At 65.7% G+C, this 18,783-nt stretch carries 13 protein-coding genes and 1 tRNA gene; 5 read left to right on the top strand and 9 right to left on the bottom strand.

The genetic code is table 11. The annotated features are described in order from the left end of the window. Positions 1-27 precede the first annotated feature (27 nt). Both P3W85_RS43220 and P3W85_RS43215 read right to left on the bottom strand, forming a co-directional pair. On the bottom strand, positions 28-447 hold the full coding sequence (locus tag P3W85_RS43220; RefSeq protein ID WP_017225360.1) for a ribulose bisphosphate carboxylase small subunit: 420 nt from the start codon (positions 445-447) through the stop codon (positions 28-30). A gap of 56 nt (positions 448-503) precedes the next feature. Continuing rightward, a complete protein-coding gene (locus P3W85_RS43215; protein ID WP_017225359.1) occupies positions 504-1,970 on the bottom strand; it encodes a form I ribulose bisphosphate carboxylase large subunit in 1,467 nt (488 codons plus the stop codon). 148 nt (positions 1,971-2,118) lie between these two features. Between P3W85_RS43215 and P3W85_RS43210 the strand changes: the two genes are divergently transcribed. The 4 genes from P3W85_RS43210 (at position 2,119) to P3W85_RS43195 (ending at position 5,855) form a co-directional block, all read left to right on the top strand. Beyond that, positions 2,119-3,069 carry a LysR substrate-binding domain-containing protein gene (locus P3W85_RS43210; protein WP_276269327.1) on the top strand — a complete coding sequence of 317 codons (951 nt, stop codon included), beginning with the start codon at positions 2,119-2,121 and terminating at the stop codon, positions 3,067-3,069. Positions 3,070-3,119: 50 nt separating this feature from the next. Further along, positions 3,120-4,040, top strand: coding sequence for a transcriptional regulator GcvA (gene gcvA / locus P3W85_RS43205; RefSeq protein WP_276269326.1), 921 nt, complete (start codon positions 3,120-3,122; stop codon positions 4,038-4,040). A gap of 94 nt (positions 4,041-4,134) precedes the next feature. Then, the gene (locus tag P3W85_RS43200; protein WP_430869721.1) at positions 4,135-4,626 is read left to right on the top strand and encodes a RidA family protein; all 492 of its coding nucleotides are present in this window, start codon (positions 4,135-4,137) and stop codon (positions 4,624-4,626) included. 32 nt (positions 4,627-4,658) lie between these two features. After that, positions 4,659-5,855, top strand: a complete 1,197-nt coding sequence (locus P3W85_RS43195; RefSeq protein WP_276269324.1) for an aminotransferase class V-fold PLP-dependent enzyme — start codon at positions 4,659-4,661, stop codon at positions 5,853-5,855. A 112-nt stretch (positions 5,856-5,967) separates the two neighbouring features. Here P3W85_RS43195 and P3W85_RS43190 read toward each other — a convergent pair whose 3' ends face one another. Both P3W85_RS43190 and P3W85_RS43185 read right to left on the bottom strand, forming a co-directional pair. Then, positions 5,968-7,329, bottom strand: a complete 1,362-nt coding sequence (locus P3W85_RS43190; protein WP_017226627.1) for a sensor histidine kinase — start codon at positions 7,327-7,329, stop codon at positions 5,968-5,970. Continuing rightward, the gene (locus P3W85_RS43185) at positions 7,316-7,999 is read right to left on the bottom strand and encodes a response regulator transcription factor (RefSeq protein ID WP_017226628.1); all 684 of its coding nucleotides are present in this window, start codon (positions 7,997-7,999) and stop codon (positions 7,316-7,318) included. The genes P3W85_RS43190 and P3W85_RS43185 overlap by 14 nt, the downstream gene beginning before the upstream one ends. Positions 8,000-8,152: 153 nt before the next feature. On the opposite strand from P3W85_RS43185, the gene P3W85_RS43180 reads away from it, so the two are divergent. Then, on the top strand, positions 8,153-8,830 hold the full coding sequence (locus tag P3W85_RS43180) for a response regulator transcription factor (RefSeq protein WP_017226629.1): 678 nt from the start codon (positions 8,153-8,155) through the stop codon (positions 8,828-8,830). 28 nt (positions 8,831-8,858) lie between these two features. Here P3W85_RS43180 and P3W85_RS43175 read toward each other — a convergent pair whose 3' ends face one another. The 5 genes from P3W85_RS43175 to P3W85_RS43155 form a co-directional block, all read right to left on the bottom strand. After that, positions 8,859-12,002, bottom strand: coding sequence for an efflux RND transporter permease subunit (locus P3W85_RS43175; protein ID WP_276269323.1), 3,144 nt, complete (start codon positions 12,000-12,002; stop codon positions 8,859-8,861). Then, positions 11,999-13,207 (bottom strand): efflux RND transporter periplasmic adaptor subunit, encoded by a 1,209-nt coding sequence (locus P3W85_RS43170; RefSeq protein WP_276269322.1) that lies wholly within the window; start codon positions 13,205-13,207, stop codon positions 11,999-12,001. The genes P3W85_RS43175 and P3W85_RS43170 overlap by 4 nt, the downstream gene beginning before the upstream one ends. Then, positions 13,204-14,607 carry an efflux transporter outer membrane subunit gene (locus P3W85_RS43165; protein WP_276269321.1) on the bottom strand — a complete coding sequence of 468 codons (1,404 nt, stop codon included), beginning with the start codon at positions 14,605-14,607 and terminating at the stop codon, positions 13,204-13,206. The genes P3W85_RS43170 and P3W85_RS43165 overlap by 4 nt, the downstream gene beginning before the upstream one ends. 374 nt (positions 14,608-14,981) lie before the next feature. Continuing rightward, positions 14,982-17,888, bottom strand: a complete 2,907-nt coding sequence (locus P3W85_RS43160) for an ATP-binding protein (protein WP_276269320.1) — start codon at positions 17,886-17,888, stop codon at positions 14,982-14,984. A gap of 512 nt (positions 17,889-18,400) precedes the next feature. Next, positions 18,401-18,475: transfer RNA gene (locus P3W85_RS43155), tRNA-Thr, on the bottom strand. Between the last annotated feature and the right edge of the window lie 308 nt (positions 18,476-18,783).

Raw genomic sequence — 18,783 nt, 5'->3', positions numbered from 1 at the left:
GACTGCGAATGAACAGCCGTTGCCGGCTCAGTAGCGGCTGCCTTCCGGGCGGGCCTGCACCGCGTAGCTCTCGATCGCGTAGCGCACCGTGCGGCCCGGCTCCTCCTGCCGCACCAGGCGAAAGCCCGGTTCGTCGGCGGGACGGTTGACGATGAAGGACATCACCACGGACTCCACGGTATGCGTCGCGTCGAACGCCATCACGCGGATATAGTGGCTGGGGAAGGCCTTGCGCGCCTGGTTGACCTCCTGCAGGATGCCGGCGGCATCGCGCAGGTCGAACATCGGCAGGCCGAACATTTCCCAGTACGTGTTGCGCGGATGCGGGTCGTCGGTGTATTCGATGCCGACCGCCCAGCCCTTGGCGAGGCAGTACTCGACCTGGCTGGTGATCTGCGCGTCGGTGAGGTCGGGCAGGAAGGAAAAAGTGCCTTGCGTAATGCGCATGATGTCCTCTTCTCTTGTACGTTGATGTCGGGTGTCGGACCGGGTACGGCGCGCGCTCAGGCCACCGATGCGGTGGGCACGAAATCCGAGGTGTCCGTCGGCGTGTAGTTGAAGCTGATATCGCCCCAGGTATCGAGCGCGGCCCGCAGCGGCGAACACCATTTGGCCGCATCGCGCAGGATGTCCGGGCCCTCGTTGGCGATATCGCGCCCTTCGTTGCGGGCCAGCACCATCGCCTCCAGGGCCACGCGATTGGCGGTGGCGCCGGCCTGGATGCCTTGCGGGTGGCCGATGGTGCCGCCGCCGAACTGCAGCACCACGTCATCGCCGAAGAGGTCGAGCAGCTGGTGCATCTGGCCGGCATGGATGCCGCCCGAAGCCACCGGCATCACCTTGCGCAGCGAGGCCCAGTCCTGGTCGAAGAACAGCCCGCGCGTCAGGTCGGTCCTGGTATAGGCGTCGCGGCAGACGTTGTAGTAGCCCTGCACGGTGAGCGGATCGCCTTCGAGCTTGCCCACCGCGGTGCCCGTATGCATATGGTCGACCCCGGCCAGGCGCAGCCACTTGGCGATCACCCGGAACGACACGCCGTGGTTCTTCTGCCGTGTATAGGTGCCGTGGCCGGCCCGGTGCAGGTGCAGCACCATGTCGTTCTGGCGGCACCAGTTGCTCATCGACTGGATACAGGTCCAGCCCACGATCAGGTCGATCATGATGATCACCGAGCCAAGCGATCTGGCGAACTCGGCGCGCCGGTACATCTCCTCCATGGTGCCGGCGGTCACGTTGAGATAGCTGCCCTTGACCTCGCCGGTGGCCGCGGACGCCTTGTTGACCGCATCCATCACGAACAGGAAGCGGTCGCGCCAGTGCATGAAGGGCTGCGAGTTGATGTTCTCGTCGTCCTTCATGAAATCCAGCCCGCCCTTGAGGCCCTCGTAGACCACGCGGCCGTAGTTGCGGCCCGACAGGCCCAGCTTGGGCTTGGTGGTGGCCCCCAGCAGCGGGCGGCCGAACTTGTCCAGGCGTTCGCGCTCGACGATGATGCCGGTGGACGGCCCGGCGAAGGTCTTCACATAGGCTACGGGGAAGCGCATGTCTTCCAGGCGGGCCGCCTTGATCGGCTTGAAGCTGAACACATTGCCGATGATGGAAGCGGTCAGGTTGGCGATCGAGCCTTCCTCGAACAAGGACAGGTCGTAGGCCACATAGCAGAAGAACTGCTCGGGATTGTTGGGCACCGGGTCCACGCGGTAGGCCTTGGCCCGGTACATGTCGCACGCGGTCAGCCGGTCGGTCCACACCACCGTCCAGGTCGCGGTGGACGATTCGCCGGCCACCGCGGCCGCGGCCTCGACCGGATCCACGCCGGACTGCGGCGTGATACGGAACAACGCCAGCAAGTCGGTGTCCTTGGGCTCGTAGCCGGCGTCCCAATAGCCCATTTCCTTGTACTTCATGACGCCAGCGTCGTAGCGCTTGCGCGGCTTGGCGGTGGCTTGGATCGTCTCAGGTGCGTTCATGATGTTTCCTTCCCGTGGGTTGGCTGCGTGGCTGCTGCGCTGCTTGGCTTCGTCTTGGGGGAAACGATATCCAGCTATCCCCATAAGGTAAATTCAGATATTCTTAGCCCGTATATAAGGGATCCCTTAAGGTGATGCGTTCCAGCCCATGTCCTTCCTCCGCTCCCTCACCCTTCGCCAACTGCAGATCTTCGTCACCGTCGCCCGGCACGCCAGCTTCGTGCGCGCGGCGGAAGCGCTGCACCTGACCCAGCCGGCGGTCTCGATGCAGATCAAGCAGCTGGAGTCCGTGGTCGGGCTGCCGCTGTTCGAGCGCGTCAGCCGCCAGCTCACCCTGACCGAGGCCGGCGACCGCCTGCTGCATCACGCCTCGCGCATCCTCGGCGAAGTCAAGGACGCGGAAGACGGCCTGCAGGCAGTCAAGGGAATCGACCAGGGCACGATCTCGATCGGGCTGATCAGCACGGCGAAGTATTTCGCGCCCAAGTTGCTGGCCAGCTATTCGGAACGCTATCCCGGCGTGGACGTGCGCATTGCCGAGGGCAATCGCGAAACGCTGCTGCGCCTGCTGCAGGACAACGCGATCGACCTGGCGCTGATGGGCCGTCCGCCGCGCGAGCTGGACGCCGTGTCCGAGCCCATCGCCGCGCATCCGCACGTGATAGTGGCCTCGCCGCGGCACCCGCTGCGCAACGCCGAACGCTTCGATCTGCAAGAACTGCGCCACGAGACCTTCCTGCTGCGCGAGCCCGGCTCCGGCACCCGCACGGTGGCCGAGGCAATGTTCAAGCACCACCTGTTCTCGCCGGCCAGGGTCATCACCCTGGGCAGCAACGAAACGATCAAGCAGGCCGTGATGGCAGGCATGGGCATCAGCCTGTTGTCACTGCACACTCTGTCACTGGAACTGCGCACCCGGGAGATTGCGCTGCTCGATGTCGTCGGCACGCCGATCGAACGCGTCTGGCATATCGCGCACATGGCGAGCAAGCGGCTGATGCCCGCAGGCGAGGTCTGCCGCGCCTTCCTGCTGGAACACGCGGCGGAATACCTGGCGCGGGAATACGCCGGGCTGCTGCCGGGCCGGCGCGTGGCCTAGGCACGACAAGGCGTAGCATTACGCACTCCCCAAGCCCAGGCTCAAGCCCCATGCGTTCCACGCGATCCCTGCCGCCCCTCGTGTCCCTGCGCGCTTTCGAAGCGGCAGCCCGGCGCCTGAGTTTCAGCCAGGCGGCGCAAGAGCTGTTCGTGACGCAAGGCGCCGTCAGCCACCATATCCAGCGGCTCGAAAGCGATCTGGGCGTGGCCTTGTTCGAGAGGCGCACGCGCGCCGTGGCGCTGACCGAAGCCGGGCAAGCCTATTACACGCAGGTGCATGCGGCCTTCGAGCTGCTGCGCCAGGGCACCGAGCAGCTTCGCGCACCCGCCGCCGCGCGCACGACGCTGACGGTCGGCATACTGGCTTCCTTTGCCACCCGCTGGCTGGCGCCGCGCCTGCCGGCCTTCTCCGCCGCCCATCCCGGCATCGACCTGCAGTTGCGGCCCGATATCGCCCTGGCGGACGTCGCCGGCGGCGAGGTGGACGTGGCGATCCGCTACGGCCGCGGCGCCTGGCCGGGCGTGCGCGCGCGACAGCTGATGCCGGAACGCCTTTCCGTGGTGTGCGCCCCGGCCCTGATCGCCGGCCGCAAGCGCCCGCGCCAGCCGCAGGACCTGCTGCGCCATGCGCTCCTGGCCTCGCATGCCAGGCAGCCGTTCGAATGGGACGCCTGGGCCCGCCGCTTCGGGCTGGACCTGGGCCGGGCGCAAACCGTGCACCTGTACGACTACAACATCGTGGTGGAAGCGGCGCTGGCCGGGCAAGGCATGGCCATGGGCCGGCACCGCCTGATCGCCCCGCAACTGGCCAGCGGCGCCCTGGTGCAGGCGTTGCCCGACGCCGTACTCGAAGATCCGCGCATCGGATGGTGGCTCGTCATGCCCCGCGGCGCGCCGGGCGAGGCCGCGCTGGCGTTCCGGAACTGGCTCGCCGAGACGGTCGCCCACGAGTCGCCGGAAGGCACGTATTAGTCTTGCTCATGCATGCAGGGCAAAAACTGGTTTGTCACCCGGCGGGCAGGTCCATAGGATGGGGCTTTCCCGACCCATACCAGACGCAACCGACATGACCCTGGCAACCACCCTCTCCGCCCGCGTGGCCGAACTCGGCCTCGCCCTGGAAGCGCCGGCCGCGCCCGCCGCCAACTACGTGCCCTTCGTGCAGGAAGGCAATCTTCTCTATATTTCCGGCCAGATCTCGCGCAAGGATGGCCAGTCCGCCTACCTCGGCCGCCTGGGCGACAACATCGCGGACGATGACGGCGTGCAGGCCGCGCGCCTGGCGGCGCTGGGCGTCCTGGCGCAGATTGCCGCCGCCACGGGCGACCGGCTGGACCGCGTGGCCCGCGTGGTACGCCTGGGCGTGTTCGTGGCCAGCACGCCGGAATTCCATCGCCAGAGCGCCATCGCCAACGGCGCGTCGGACCTGATGGTGCAGGTGTTCGGCGATGCCGGCCGCCATGCGCGCAGCGCCGTCGGCGTGGCGTCGCTGCCCACCGGCGTTGCCGTGGAAGTCGAAGCGGTGATCGCGCTGAAGGTACCCCTCACCCAGCCCTGAAGCCGGCGCACGCTACTTTACGGGAGACCGCCATGCCTGTTCCGCTAACCCCTGCAGCCGTGGATGCGCTGCGCGCCCGCACGCCGGGCACGCAAACCACCACACATTTCAATCACGCCGGCGCATCACTGCCGTCCATCGACACGCTGGCGGCGATCCACGCGCATCTGCAGCGGGAGGCCACCCAGGGGCCGATGGAAGCAGGCGTGGCGGCGCGCGAACAAACGGAGCGCGCGCGCATCCTTGCCGCGCGCCTGCTGAATGCGCAGCCGGATGAGATCGCGCTGACCACCGGCAATTCGCCAGGATGGGGCGCCGCGTTCGCGGCCTTGGGAGCCTGGCGCGCCGGCGACCGCATCCTGGCCGGACGCCACGAATGGGGCGGCAACCTGGCCGCCATGCGCCTGATCGCACAGCGCGCGGGCGCGTCGATCGAGGCCATCCCCTGCGACAGCAGCGGCGCGGTGGATCCGCAGGCGCTGGAAGCCATGCTCGATGAACGCGTCCGCCTGATTGCGCTGACCTGGCTGCCGGCCAACGGCGGACTCATCAATCCGGCGGCGGCTATCGGACAAGTAGCGCGGCGCCGCGGCATTGCGTACTTCGTCGATGCCGCGCAGGCCGTGGGCCAGTTGCCCGTCGACGTGGCCGAGGTGGGCTGCGATGTGCTGACCGGCGCGGGCCGCAAGGCGCTGCGCGGGCCGAGAGGCACGGGCCTGCTGTATGTGCGGCAGGATTTCCTGGCGCGGCTGGCGCCCGCCTTCGTCGACACCTATTCGGCGCCGCTGGACGTGTACGGCGAGCCGGTGCTGCGCGCCGGCGCGGCACGCTTCGAGTCGGCGGAAGCGGCGATGGCGCTGCGCTGCGGGCTGGCCAATGCCTTGCAGGAAGCGCTGGAGATCGGCCTGGAGAACATCCGTGCGCGCATCGACCAGACCGCGCAGGCGCTGCGTGCGCAACTGTCGGAGATCCCAGGCGTGACGGTACTGGACCAGGGCCGCGAACGCTCCGGGCTGGTGGCGTTCAACCTGGCCGGACAGGACGCGGTATCCGTGCAACGCAGCCTGGCGGCGCAGGGCGTGGCGATCGGCAGCAACGGCGCCGGCTACACGCCGCTCGACATGAACGCCCGGGGGCTGAGCCAGGTCGCCCGCGCCTCGGTCAGCTACCTGACCACCGAGGCGGAGACCGCAAAGCTGCTGGACGGGTTGCGCGCGCTGGCCCGATAGCCGGCTGGCCAAGGCCACTGCCGGGGCCGGCCCGCCTGCGCAAAGTGCCCCGGCAGCGCTGCGGCATGGGCAGGTCCCGGGGCACAAGCGCCGCCCTGCCGCGGCGATGTCGTCAAAGCGGCTGCGCTTGCCGGTAGAGCACCACTTCGCAGCCGGCCGGGACGTCATTGAACCGTATCGACATGCCATGCATGCCGGCAACCGCATGCACGAGGCTCAGGCCGAGTCCGCTGCCGGGCGTGTGCCGGCTCGCCTCCCCCCGGTAGAATCGCCGCAGCACGGCCTGGCGCTCCCCGGGCGCGATGCCGGGACCGTCATCCTTGATCGTGACGCCGAAACCATTCGCGTCGCGGAACAGCGCGACCGAGACATGTCCATGTTCGGGGGCAAACTTGATCGCGTTCTCGACCAGGTTGGCGAGCGCCTCGAAGAGCAGGCTCGGATCGCCCTGCATCTCGTAAGGCCCCGGCGCGGCGTGCCGCTGCTCGAGCGCGATGCCCTTCTCTTCCGCCGGCGGATCGTAGAATTCGACCACATCGGCAACCACCGACGCCAGGTCGACCTTGACGAAGGTATCCCGCCGCATGCCGCTCTCCACCTCGGAGATGCGCAGGAGCGCGTTGAAAGCGCGCAGGATGCCGCCGGCCTCCTGGATCGCGTCCTCGATTGCGCGCCGGTAGTCGGCATCCGACTTCGCGCGGCGTTCCGCACGCTCCAGCCCCGCCATGAGTCGTGTGAGCGGCGTGCGCAGGTCGTGCGCAATGGCGTCGCATACGCCCTTGACTTCGTGCATCAGCCGCTCGATTTCATCGAGCATGCCGTTCACGACGCGCACCAGCCGGTCAATGTCGTCCCCCTTCGCATGCAGGGGCAGGCGCTGGCTCAGGTTGCCACCGACGATCTCCCGGATGGACGCGGTGACCGCGTCCAGCCGCCGCACGGATCCCGCGCCGACCAGCCAGGCCCCGATCAGGCCGAGAACCAGCGTGAGCGCGGCGGCGGTGATCAGGACATGCAGCAACTCCTCGTCGAAGTGATCGAGTTCATGCGTTTCCTGGCATTGCAGGGCAACGCGGCCATCCTGGAGCCTCGCGGCGATACACCGCCCCGGGGGATCGCCGGGCAGCCCCTCGAGGCGCACGGAGAACGGCTTGTCAAAGAATGGAATCGCGGGACGATTGCCGGGATAGCCGCCCGCCACATGCCTGCCGTCTGCGTCGAAGAGGCCAAACGGGCGCTGGTGGCGCGGATCGTATCGATTCTGGTTTTCGAAGCGGGCGGCGAGATCGTCGGGCGCCACGCGCGCAATGGAGGCGCGTTCGCGCATCAGCCAGTCGTCGATACGCTCGGTTTCGAAGCCGGTGATCTCGACATAGAGATAGCTGAACAGTACGGCGGCCACCACGCCGAACATCGCGAGGAACAGCGTCGCGAGGCGAAAGCTGGTCGTGCGGTAGAAATCAGGCAGGCGCACGGAGCAGGTATCCCGAACCGCGTACGGTATGGATCATCGGCATCGAGCCCGCAGGATCGATCTTCTTCCTGAGGCGGCTGATATGCACATCGATGACGTTGGTGCGCTCGTCGAGGCGGTAATCCCATACGGCTTCGAACAGCATCGTGCGGCTCACCACCTGTCCTTCGTGCTGCATCAGGTACTCGAGCAGACTGTACTCGCGCGGCAGCAGGGGCACGGCGCGCCCCGCGCACGTCACTTCCCGCGTGAGCAGGTCGAGCCTGAGCGGCCCGACCTGATACGCCTGCACGCTCTGCGGCGCTTCGCGCCGGCGCATCAGCGCATCGAGGCGCGCGGTCAGCTCGATGAACTCGAAGGGCTTGGTCAGATAGTCGTCGCCGCCGGCGCGAAGGCCACGCACGCGTTCGTCCACCGCCGAGAGCGCACTCAGGATCAGCACGGGCGTCACCACGCCGGCGCTGCGCAGCGCGGCCAGCATGCCTAGCCCCTCCAGTCCGCCTGGCAGCATGCGGTCGAGCACGATCGCGTCGTAGCTTTTTGCGATCGCCAGCATCAGGCCGTCACGGCCGGTCCGTGCCGTCTCGACCGAGCAACCGTGATCAGTCAGCGCCTCGACGATTTCCTCGAGTGTCTGCGAGTCGTCCTCGACGACCAATACGTTCGACATGTAGGTTTCCAGAAATGGACAGCCCGCGCGGGCGCGGCCTGCCCGCTCGCTTTACACTATGCAAAGCGCATGGCGGCATGCCTTGCCACGCCGGGCAGCCGTTGCGCGCAAACATGAAACAATATTAAGGTATCGGATGGAAAACCGCCCTCCATGCGCATTCTGATAGTCGAAGACGACGCACGCGGCCGGCACTTCCTCTCGCGTGGCCTGGGCGAGAGCGGCCATATCGTCGATACGGCCGAGGATGGCGCCACCGGCCTCGCGATGGCCAGCGAGGGCATCTACGACGTCGTCGTCACCGACCGCCTGCTGCCCGCGCTCGACGGCGTGGAACTGGTGCGCCGCCTGCGCGCCGGCGGCAACGCCACGCCGGTACTGATGCTCTCCGCCATCGGCGGGCTTGCCCAGCGTGTCGAGGGGATCCAGGCCGGCTGCGACGACTACCTCGTCAAGCCCTATGCCTTCACGGAACTGCTCGCACGCGTCGAGGCGCTTGCCCGCCGCATCGATCGCACCCGCATGAACAACGTGCTGCAATGCGCCGACCTGTCGCTCGATACCCGCGCACGCACCGCCAGCCGGGCCGGGCAGGACCTGCGCCTGCAACGCCGCGAGTATCTGCTGCTCGAATGCCTGATGCGCCGCGCGGGGCAGGTCGTCACCCGCAGCATGCTGCTCGAGGCGGCGTGGAGCTACGACTTCGAGCCGCGCGGCAACATCATCGACATGCATATGCACCGCCTGCGCGCCAAAGTGGATCGCGACTTCGCCACACCCCTGATCCATACCGTCGTCGGCGCGGGCTACATATTGCGCCCGGGCGACTAGATATCCGTTCTCCTGGAAGCCTGCCGCATCAGGCGCTCGCGCTTTCACCACGCACCTCGCGCCCGTTGTCGTTCGCGGCAGCCAGGCTGGCGGGCCGCCGCCGGCTCGCCTCGATGCGCCTGGCCAGCCGGTCGAAGAAAAGATGCACCACCGGCGTGGTGAACAGCGTCAGCATCTGCGACAGGATCAGGCCACCGACGATCGCGATGCCCAGCGGCACCCGCAGCTCCGCGCCGGCACCATGGCCCAGCGCCAGCGGCAAGGCACCGAAGAGCGCGGCGAGCGTGGTCATCATGATCGGCCGGAAGCGCAGCAGGCAGGCCTGCCGGATCGCCTCGACCGGCGACAGGCCCTGCTCGCGCTCCGCGACCAGGGCAAAGTCGATCATCATGATGGCATTCTTCTTCACGATGCCAATCAGCAGGATGATGCCGATCATCCCCATGATCGAGAGATCCTGTCCGCACAGGATCAACGCGCAGAGCGCGCCGACGCCCGCCGACGGCAAGGTCGAAATGATCGTCAGCGGATGTATCGCGCTTTCATAGAGGATGCCGAGCACCAGATAGACCACGACAAGCGCCGCGAGAATCAGGTACGGCTCGCTGCGCAGCGAGGCCTGGAAGGCCTGCGCCGTCCCCTGGAACGTGCCCGACAGCGACTCGGGCTTGCCCGCCTCGGCTTCCGCCTTGTGGATAGCGGCTACCGCGGTACCGAGCGACTGGCCCTGCGCCAGGTTGAACGAGATCGTGACCGAGGGAAACAGTCCCTGATGGTTGACCGCGATCGGCGACACGGTGTTGTCTATCCTCGCCAGCGTATTGAGCGGGACCAGTTCGCTGGTCAGCGGCGAGCGCACATACAGGTGCGCGAGCGCGTCCGTGGTCAGCTGGAAGCGGGGATCGATCTCCTCGACCACGTGGTACTGGTTCAACTGCGTGAACAGCGTCGCGATCTGCCGCTGGCCGAACGCATCGTAGAGCGTGTCGTCGATCGCCTGCGCCGTAATGCCGAAGCGCGACGCCGTGGTGCGGTCGATCACGAGCGTGGCGCTGCTTGCCGACGCCTGCTGGTCCGAGCTGACGTCGGCCAGTTCCGGCAGGCCGGAAAAGCGCTTGGTGAGGACCTGCGCCCAATGATCCAGTTCCTGGATATCGGGATCCTGCAAGGTGTATTGATACTGCGCGGCACTGATGCGGCCTCCCACCTGGATATCCTGGCGGACCTGCATCGAAAGCGAGATGCCCATGACCTTCGCGACCTGCGGCTTGAGACGGTTCAGTACCTGCGCGGCGCTGTCGGCGCGCTGGCCAAACGGCTTCAGGTTGATCATCATCCGCCCCTGGCTCACGGTCGGGTTGGGGCCGATCCAGAAGTACACGTTGTCCACGGCGGGATCGGCTTCGACGATGCGCCCGAGCTGCTGCATCCGCGCCGCCATCGCTTGCGGCGAAATATCCGGCGCGGCCTGGGCCATGCCCATGATGAGCCCCGAATCTTCCTGCGGGAAAAAGCCCTTGGGAATCCATACGAAGAGCGCCCCGGTCGCAAGAACGGTCGCGACCGTGACGGCGAGCATCGTCTTCCGGTGCCGCAGTACCCAGTCAAGCCCGCGCTCATAGTGCCTCTCCATGGCGACGAAGGCCCGCTCCAGCCATTTCTCGAACCTGCGGGGGCCCGCACCGCCCTCGCCGGGCGCGCGGATCAGCCAGCCGCACAGCATCGGCGTGACGGTAAGCGAGACCAGCGCCGACATCACGATGGCCGCGCTCACCGTGACCGCGAACTCGCGGAACAGGCGCCCGACGATGCCGCCCATCAGCAGGATGGGAATGAACACCGCGATCAGCGAGATGGTCATCGAGATAATGGTGAAGCGCACTTCGCGAGCCCCGAGCAAGGCTGCGCGCATGCGCGGCACGCCCTCCTCGATGTGCCGCATCACGTTCTCGATCACCACGATCGCGTCGTCCACGACGAAGCCCACGGCGATGGTCAGCCCCATCAGCGACAGATTGTCGAGACTGTAGCCGAGCAGATACATCACGCCGAAGGTGGCGACCAGCGACAGCGGTATGGTCAGGCTGGGAATAAAGGTGGCCCACGCATTGCGCAGGAACGAGAAAATCACCATCACCACGAGGGCGATCGTGAGCAACAGCGTGAACTGCACGTCGTGCACCGATGCGTCGATGGTCTGGGTGCGGTCGCCCACCACATGCAGGTGGGCCGCGGCCGGCAGCGTCGCTTCCAGTGCCGGCAGCCTCGCCTTGATACTGGCGATGGTCTCGACGACGTTATAGCCCGGCTGCTTGTGGATATCGAGGATGATCGCGCGCTCGTGCTGCAACCATGCGGCCTGCTGGGTGTCCTCGGCGGCGTCCACCACCACGCCGAGATCCTGCACGCGCACCGGTGCGCCGTTCTTGTAGGCGATAACGAGATCGCGATAGCCATCCGCCGTCGTGATCTGGTCCGTCGCGTTGAACACGACCGAGCGGTCCGGTCCGTTCAGCGCACCCTTGGGTGCGTTGACGGTCTGCACGCCAACCATCGAACGCACGTCCTCCAGCGTGAGGCCGCGCGCGGCAAGCTTGTCGGGATCGAGGCGAATCCGTACCGCGGGCCGCTGCTGCCCGTGAAAATCGACCAGTCCGACGCCGGGCATCTGGGAGATCTGCTGTGCCAGGTAGTCTTCAGCGTAGCTGTCCAGCTGCGTCAGCGTCAGCGATGGCGACGTCAGCGCCAGCGACAGCAGCGTGAAGTCGGCGGGATTCACCTTCTGGTAGGTCGGCGGATTCGGCAGGTTCTTCGGCAAGGTTCCCCCCGCCGCGTTGATCGCCGTCTGTACGTCCTGCGCCGCGCCGTTGATATCGCGCGAGAGCTCGAACTGGACGGCGATCGACGTGGTGCCCAGTGAACTGGACGAGGTCATCTGCGTGACCCCGGCCATGTTCGAGAGCTGGCGCTCGAGTGGCGTTGCGACCGACGTCGCCATCGTCTCGGCGCTTGCGCCGGGCAGCTTGGCCACCACCTGGATGGTCGGGAAATCGACCTGGGGCAGCGGCGCCACCGGCAGGAGGAAATACGCCATCGCACCGGCAAGCAGGACCGCGATCGCGAGAAAGCTGGTCGCGATCCGTCTCTGGATGAAAAACGCTTGCAGGCTCATGACGGGATACCAGGGCTGGTCCCGGCGGGCGACGCGCTGGCTTCGGCGGCCGCCGGGACGATGCTGACGGCAACGCGCGTACCGGGATTCAGGCGGCTCTGGCCATCGAACACAACGAGGTCGCCGGCGGCGATGCCGCTACGGATCTCGGTCATGCCGTCCACGCTCGCGCCGGTCTGTACCGCGCGCATCTGCGCCTTGCCGTCCGCCGCGACCGTATACAGTTGCGGCCCGCTTTGCGTATTGACGATCGCGCGGCTCGGCACGGCTAGGCGCTGGCTGTCCGTGCGTACCAGGACATGGGTGTTCACCAATTCGCCTGGCCACAGCTTGCGATCCTGGTTTGTGAACGATGCCTTCAGCTTGATCTGGCCGGTGGCCGCATCGACATGGCTGTCGATGAAAACCAGCGCGCCGTTTGCGAGCGCTTCCCCGCCGGCACGGGCGGTGACGCTCACCGGGAGCGGTGCCTTCGCCTGGTTCGCCAGCAGATCCGGCAGCTGCTCTTGCGGTACGGAAAACAGCACGGTGATCGGCTCCATCTGCGTAACGGTCACGATGCCGGTCGCATCGGCCGGGTGGACGATGGCCCCGATGTCCGCCTCGCGCGCGCCGACCCGTCCCCGGAACGGCGCAGCCAGGGTCGTGTATCCCAGTTGCAGGCGGTCGCTCTGCACCGTCGCGGCATCGGCTGCAACGGTGGCGGCCAACGCTTGCACCTGCGCCTTCGCCGTATCCACGCTCTGCGAAGTGGCGGCGCCGATGCCGACCAGCTTCGCATAGCGCGCGAGATCGAGACGCGCATTGTCCAGGCTCGCCTGGTCCTTGCGCTGCGCGGCTTCGGCCTGATGCAATTGCGCCGTGAGCGGCCCCTGGTCGAGCTGTGCCAGCACCTGCCCCTGGCTGACGTCCTGCCCTTCGGTGAAGGCCACGCGCTGCAACTGGCCATCGACGCGGACTTTCACATCGACCGAGTTGAGTGGCTGCACCGTCCCGACCGCGTCCACGCGGATCGGAAAGTCGATCCGCTTTGCCTGGCCAGCGTTGACGGGCACAGCGGCAGCGGCCGTGCGCGCGGGATGCGCGGGCCAGAACCACCACACCGGCAAGGCGAGCGCGATGAGCAGCGCAACGCCCGCGACGCGCCTGGATCCGTGCCCACGTCGAGCCTCCGGCTCACGCGGAATATGTTCTACCTGCTTCATGAGAGAGTGGGATTGCTTGGGTTGTCGCGGGATGCGGGCGCGGCTGGCATATCGGTCACGCCCTCGCCTCCGCCAAACGCGCGGAACAGCCCGACTGATGCCTGAAGGCGTTGCAGACGGACCTGCGCGAGCGTGTCTTCGGCCTGGTAGAGCGTGCGTTCGGTGTCGAGCACGGTCAGGAAATCGACCGTGCCGAGCTTGTACTGCGCTTCGGCCAGCGTGACGGCCTTGCGCGCGGCGTCGGCCGCGGCCTGATCCGCCGTTTCGGCGAGTTGGAGCTGCCTGGCGGCCGAGAGCGCATCCTCGACGTCCTGCAACGCCGTGACGACCGTCTGACGATAGTCGGCGACGCCCTTTGCCACTGCCGCCTGATTCGCATGCAACTGGCCGCGCAACGCGCCGCCATCGAGGATGGGAGCGGCCAGCGTGGACGCAATGGTCCCGAACGGACTCGACAGGAGGCGGGACAGCGAGGTACTGCTGAAACCGCCGTCGGCCGTCAGCACGATGCTGGGAAAGAACGCCGCGCGCGCCGCGCCGACGCTGAAGTTTGCCGATTGCAGCGCCGCCTCCTTCGAGCGGATGTCGGGCCTTGTCTCGAGCAGGCTGGCGGGAATATCAGGGCGCGCCTGCGGAATCGGAATGCTGTTCAATGGCGCCTCGCCCGCCGCGAACTGCTCGGGCGCCGTGCCTGTCAGCGTCGCAAGGAGGTGAGTGCTTTGTTCGAGCTGCTGTTGCAGCACGGGCACTGCCGCCTGGAACGTGGCGAGTGCGTTGCGCTGCTGCTGCACCTGCAGTTCGGTGGCGACGCCTGCGTCGCGTTGGGCCAGGAGCAGTTGCAGGATGTGCGCGGCGGCGTCGGAGATGGCTTGCGCCAGCACAAGGCGGCGGCGCAGCCCCTGGATCTGGAAGTAGGTATCCGTGACCGATGCGGTCAGGGTCAGCGCGACCGTGTCCCGATCGAATTCCGAGGCGCGCGCGAGCAGGCTCGCCGCATTCGCATTGGCCGAATTGCGGCCCCAGAAATCGATCTCGTAGCTCGCCTCGGCAAAGAGGCTCTGGCCGTGGCTGCTCGAACCGCCGCTCTTCTTGCCGCCGCGCTCGACGCTGCCGCCGAGCGACAGGCTCGGATACAGGGCCGCGCCACTCCTTTCGGCATTGGCGCGCGCCTGGTCCACGCTCGCCACCGCCGACGCCAGCGAGAAATTGTGCTTCAGGCTGCGCTCGACCAGCGTATCCAGATTCGGATCGCCGTAGGCACGCCACCAACCGCTCCTGACGGGAACGGTATCGGCCAGCGGCGCTTGCGCGGCGCCAGCCCAGGACTGGGCCATCGGCACATCGGGCCGCTGGTAGGTGGGCACGAACGAGCACCCCGGCAGCAAGAACAGCGCGAGCACGGGCACCAGGAGCGGAGCCAGGCGCGCAATCGGCGCAGGAAGCCGACGCCGCGGGCGCGAAGGTGACCTGGCCGCTCCCTGGATTCCCGGTCCCGGGAGGCGAAGCGTGCAGCGCGATAGCGCCGGGCGGTACGGCCCTGACATGAATGGAGTCCTCGCAACATGAATGAAGCGAGCTTAGCGAACACCTCCTGTCGGCCCTGTCGCGCAATGATTAAATGGATTTAATGAAGCACGCCCGAGCGGCCGGCCCGCCGGTCGCACGCGGCGGCCGGAACTGCCTTGGGGTGGCGCCGGCGAGCTTGCGCATCGCCCACACGCTTCGCAGACTGGATCACGGGTAGCGAGGATCGCGGCGCACCTGGCAGGTCGCGTCAATGCGAGGCGGTGTCATTGGCACTGTCTTGAGACTTCTCGACCGAGAGCGCGCGCTTGAGCTCTTCAAGAGTGACCGGTTTGAACACAATTTCGTCCATCCCTGCCGCCAGACATTGTTCCACGGTTTCCGCCTCGGCGCTGGCCGTCAGGCCAATGATCCGGCATCGCCGGCGCTTGCTCCGAGTCTCCTCCCAACGTATTCGCTGGGCCAGTTCGAAACCACTCAGACGCGGCATCTGCCTGTCGGTTATCACGACATCGAAGTGGGTGCCAAGCCATGTTTCAAAGGCCTGCTGACCGTCTTCGGTCATGGCAACCTTGTGACCCATCGTCTCGATCTGTGTGCCGAGTGTTTGGCGATTGAAAGGATTGTCCTCCGCCACCAGTACAGAGAGCTGACGTGCTTCAGCGGATGCGCCCTGCCGGTGTGGCAGCGCCTCAACCTTGACAGCGGCCGGGGGCTCGCAGACAGGCAAATTCAGCTCGACGCTAAAGCACGACCCTTTGCCAAGCTCACTACGGAGGTCGATGGTCCCACCCATTTTGTGGACCAAACGCCGGCTGATATTCAGGCCGAGCCCGCTTCCCGTCGTCTGCGCGGAGGCCTGCTGGCCAACTTGCGAGAAAGGTCTGAACAACTTCGCCTTGTCGTCATCGGAGATGCCGATCCCCGTATCGATGACATCGAGCTTCAGGTGCAGTCGTTCCTGCACCCGGTCGGCCATGGCACGTATCGTGACACCGCCCGCCGCAGTGAACTTGATTGCGTTGCTCAGCAGGTTGAACAGTACCTGCTTGAAATGCAGCGGATCCATCATTACCCATTCAGCCAGATCGTCTTCAATGTCGAGATCCAGCGATAGGCCCTTTTGCTGAGCCATGCCCGCAACGACTTGAATGATCCTTTCAATCTGAGCTTTGACCAGCACTGGCTCGGGGGACGAATCGATCTTGCCGGATTCGATGCGGGAAAGGTCGAGCACGTTGCCCAGCAGTAGGAGAAGTCCTTGCGCAGCTTCCTGGGCAATGGACAACGACTGGACATCGACCTCTCCCTGCTTGGCCTTCATTAGTGCGAGCTCCTGCAGACCGATGATCGCGTTCAGCGGCGTGCGGATCTCATGGCTCATCGTTGACAGGAAGACGCTCTTGGCTTGATTGGCGGACTCGGCCCGTTCTTCCGCTTCCCGGGTCCTGCGGACTTGGCGCCTCAGGTAGAAGGCCCAGATAAGCGAAATCGAGATAAGGGCAGCGAAGGCGCCGCTTAGCTGGAGGATCCTGGCCCGGTGGTCGCGCCAGAAGTCGCTCCCGCCCCTGGCGAAGCGCGGCTCCCAGGCGTGGACGATGTCCGCGACCTCTTGCGGCGTGATCGCCAGCTGCGTTTTCTCCAGGATGCTTTGCAACTCCGGCTGGTTTTTCGCGACGCCGACGCCAATAGGCGTGGAGATGTCCTGCAAGATCCCGGCGACCTGGATACGATTGCCGAAGTACTGCGCTGACAAGTACCGGCCGGTGTAGTCGCTGCTCAGGTACGCCTCGTTCTGTCCTGAATCAACCGAACGCATCGCATCAAGGAATGTGGGGTATACCTTTAAATGGATCTCCGGATAGTCGCGTTTTATCGTATCGATAAAAAAGTAGCCTTCACCCGTCGCGAGGGTCCTCCCATTCAGATCGGAAAGTCCGTCGAAACGCCTTCCGTCGTCACGGCCACCACGGGTTGCCGTCATCAATACAGTCGAACTGCGCAGATACGGCGGCAATATGTCCAGTTGCGTCTCCAACTGGTCAGACTGAGACATGACCGGAGTCAAAAGTGCGTGCCCCTCGGCAATCAGCCTTTTCGATTCGACGGTATTCTTCGTTCCCACGTACGAGAACTTCAGGCCACTACGCTGGCTGATCAATTCCAGGTAGTCGTGGCCAATGCCGGTCACGCCGCGATCCGGGCCCAACTCGCCCAGCGCGCCAAGCGAGTAGTTGACCGCCACAGGCACCTGCGGGTGGGCATCCAGCCAGCGCTGCTCCGCAGGCGTCAGTTTCACGCGTTCGTCTTCGATCCTCAAACGGCGCCCGGCGCTCCAGCTGCGCAGGATGTCTTCCCCATAGCGCATGGAGATCCTGGGTATCGCGCGGTCAATGATATCCCGCAGCGGCTCATCTCCTGGGCGCAGAAGGAACCGAAAGCCCTGGCTCTCGATCGGCGCGAAATTCTCGATGCGTAGACTCAGCAGGTAGTTCGTCTGTATCAGGTAGTGCGACGACACCGCGTCACCTAGCACCGCGTCAATCTCCCCCAGTGTCAGCGCCTCCAGCGCCCGTTGAGGGCTGTCGAACAATCGGACCTTGCTTAAGGGATAGGCCTCGTGTACTGCAGATTCAGGCAGATAGCCCACGGTCATACCCAGCACGGTCCCCGGGCGTTCGCGCTCGAAGGGCTTGGTGCCGGACGTCACTAGAACAGGGCGGTCCGGGAGGTAGGATTCACTGCGGAGCAGGCCGTTTTCCTTGCTCTCTATTTCGCTGCCTGCACCCAGCAAGTCGATTGCCCCGGAGCGCAAGGCGGCCAGCGCCGCCGCCCGGGATGGGAAAGCCCGTACTTCAGGCGATTGCTCGAAGATCAGGGTCAGATAGTCCGCGGTGACGCCTTGGTAGCGGTCGGCATACAGGATGGACAAGGGCGGATAGTCTGGGAACACGACCCCAACCTTGAGCGGCCTGCGCTCTGCCAACCACTGGCGCTCCGGTTCGCCGAGCCAAGGACGAGCACTTGCGGCCATCCGGCCGGATAACGTGATGTCGTGCGCTTGAGAGGTAACCACCGGGGCGATGAGCAGGAACAGAGCAATGGTGGCGGAGGCGAAAGGTCCAGCGAGGGGATTGAATCGTCCCTTGAGGCGCATATTGAATGCCCGAGATAGAGAAAGCCGGTATGACCATTCTCCTCGCTGCTCAGTCTGGAAACGGCCGGAATGCGCATTTTAAGCTCTTGCGGACGAGAAGCCACCGGTGATTTTCGGACGCGGCAGACGTACGTCCACCCATACCGTGCCCTGCTGATTCGGCGAAGTGGAGCCGCGATGCCGGACGTGCGGAGGGATCGGTATGACCACGCAGGTCTTGCCCTGCATGGCGATGGTCCATGTACCGGCCGGGGCGCTGGACGCGGCTGCGCGCGCCCGCTATGTTCGCCTCGCTCACGATGCTTTCCGGCTGGTGTTGCCGGACGCCGACAACCGCATGCCGATTACGTCAGTAATCGTGCACGACGTCGCGGATGGCACCTGGGGTGCCAATGGCACGGTCTGGCGCTTGCCGGAATTTGCACAGGCAGCCGGCTCCGGGCACTTGCAATCGCTTGTTCGTGCAGGCTGGCGGAATAATCGGAAATTGCCGCGGACGCGGCTGAAGAAGGTGGTGCCCATGGGCAGGATCGAACTGCCGACCTCTCCCTTACCAAGGGAGTGCTCTACCACTGAGCCACATGGGCGTTGACTGACATGCTGTACCGCACTGGAACGCAGGCTTGGGATACGGCACCCCAATGCACTCCAAGTGATTGATTTTATTGAGGTTTTTGCTTCCACCCTCGAATCGATGGACTGCATTATGGACTAGTCCAGAGACCTTGGCAACATCCTTTACCGCGAAAATTGCAAATCACCTTGAAGTTGCTCATTTTGTAGTCTAAGGGGCGAACCTGCCGTGCTGCGGACACGCCGGGACGTCCAGGTACCAGCGGTCACAGCGCGGGAGAGTGACAACGGCGCACCGGCCTGGCATGCACAGGCATGCCAG

Origin of the sequence: Cupriavidus basilensis (assembly GCF_029335485.1) — a bacterium.
Classification (GTDB): domain Bacteria; phylum Pseudomonadota; class Gammaproteobacteria; order Burkholderiales; family Burkholderiaceae; genus Cupriavidus; species Cupriavidus basilensis_E.
The sequence above is the reverse complement of the archived record's forward strand: the minus strand, read 5'-3'. Positions and strand labels throughout refer to the sequence as shown.

Coding starts and splice junctions, on each gene's coding strand:
- P3W85_RS43185 (WP_017226628.1), bottom strand. CDS start 7,999: ATGTCGAACGTATTGGTCGTCGAGGACGACTCGCAGACACTCGAGGAA.
- P3W85_RS43180 (WP_017226629.1), top strand. CDS start 8,153: ATGCGCATTCTGATAGTCGAAGACGACGCACGCGGCCGGCACTTCCTC.
- gcvA (WP_276269326.1), top strand. CDS start 3,120: ATGCGTTCCACGCGATCCCTGCCGCCCCTCGTGTCCCTGCGCGCTTTC.
- P3W85_RS43215 (WP_017225359.1), bottom strand. CDS start 1,970: ATGAACGCACCTGAGACGATCCAAGCCACCGCCAAGCCGCGCAAGCGC.
- P3W85_RS43160 (WP_276269320.1), bottom strand. CDS start 17,888: ATGCGCCTCAAGGGACGATTCAATCCCCTCGCTGGACCTTTCGCCTCC.
- P3W85_RS43195 (WP_276269324.1), top strand. CDS start 4,659: ATGCCTGTTCCGCTAACCCCTGCAGCCGTGGATGCGCTGCGCGCCCGC.
- P3W85_RS43170 (WP_276269322.1), bottom strand. CDS start 13,207: ATGAAGCAGGTAGAACATATTCCGCGTGAGCCGGAGGCTCGACGTGGG.
- P3W85_RS43220 (WP_017225360.1), bottom strand. CDS start 447: ATGCGCATTACGCAAGGCACTTTTTCCTTCCTGCCCGACCTCACCGAC.
- P3W85_RS43175 (WP_276269323.1), bottom strand. CDS start 12,002: ATGAGCCTGCAAGCGTTTTTCATCCAGAGACGGATCGCGACCAGCTTT.
- P3W85_RS43200 (WP_430869721.1), top strand. CDS start 4,135: ATGACCCTGGCAACCACCCTCTCCGCCCGCGTGGCCGAACTCGGCCTC.
- P3W85_RS43210 (WP_276269327.1), top strand. CDS start 2,119: ATGTCCTTCCTCCGCTCCCTCACCCTTCGCCAACTGCAGATCTTCGTC.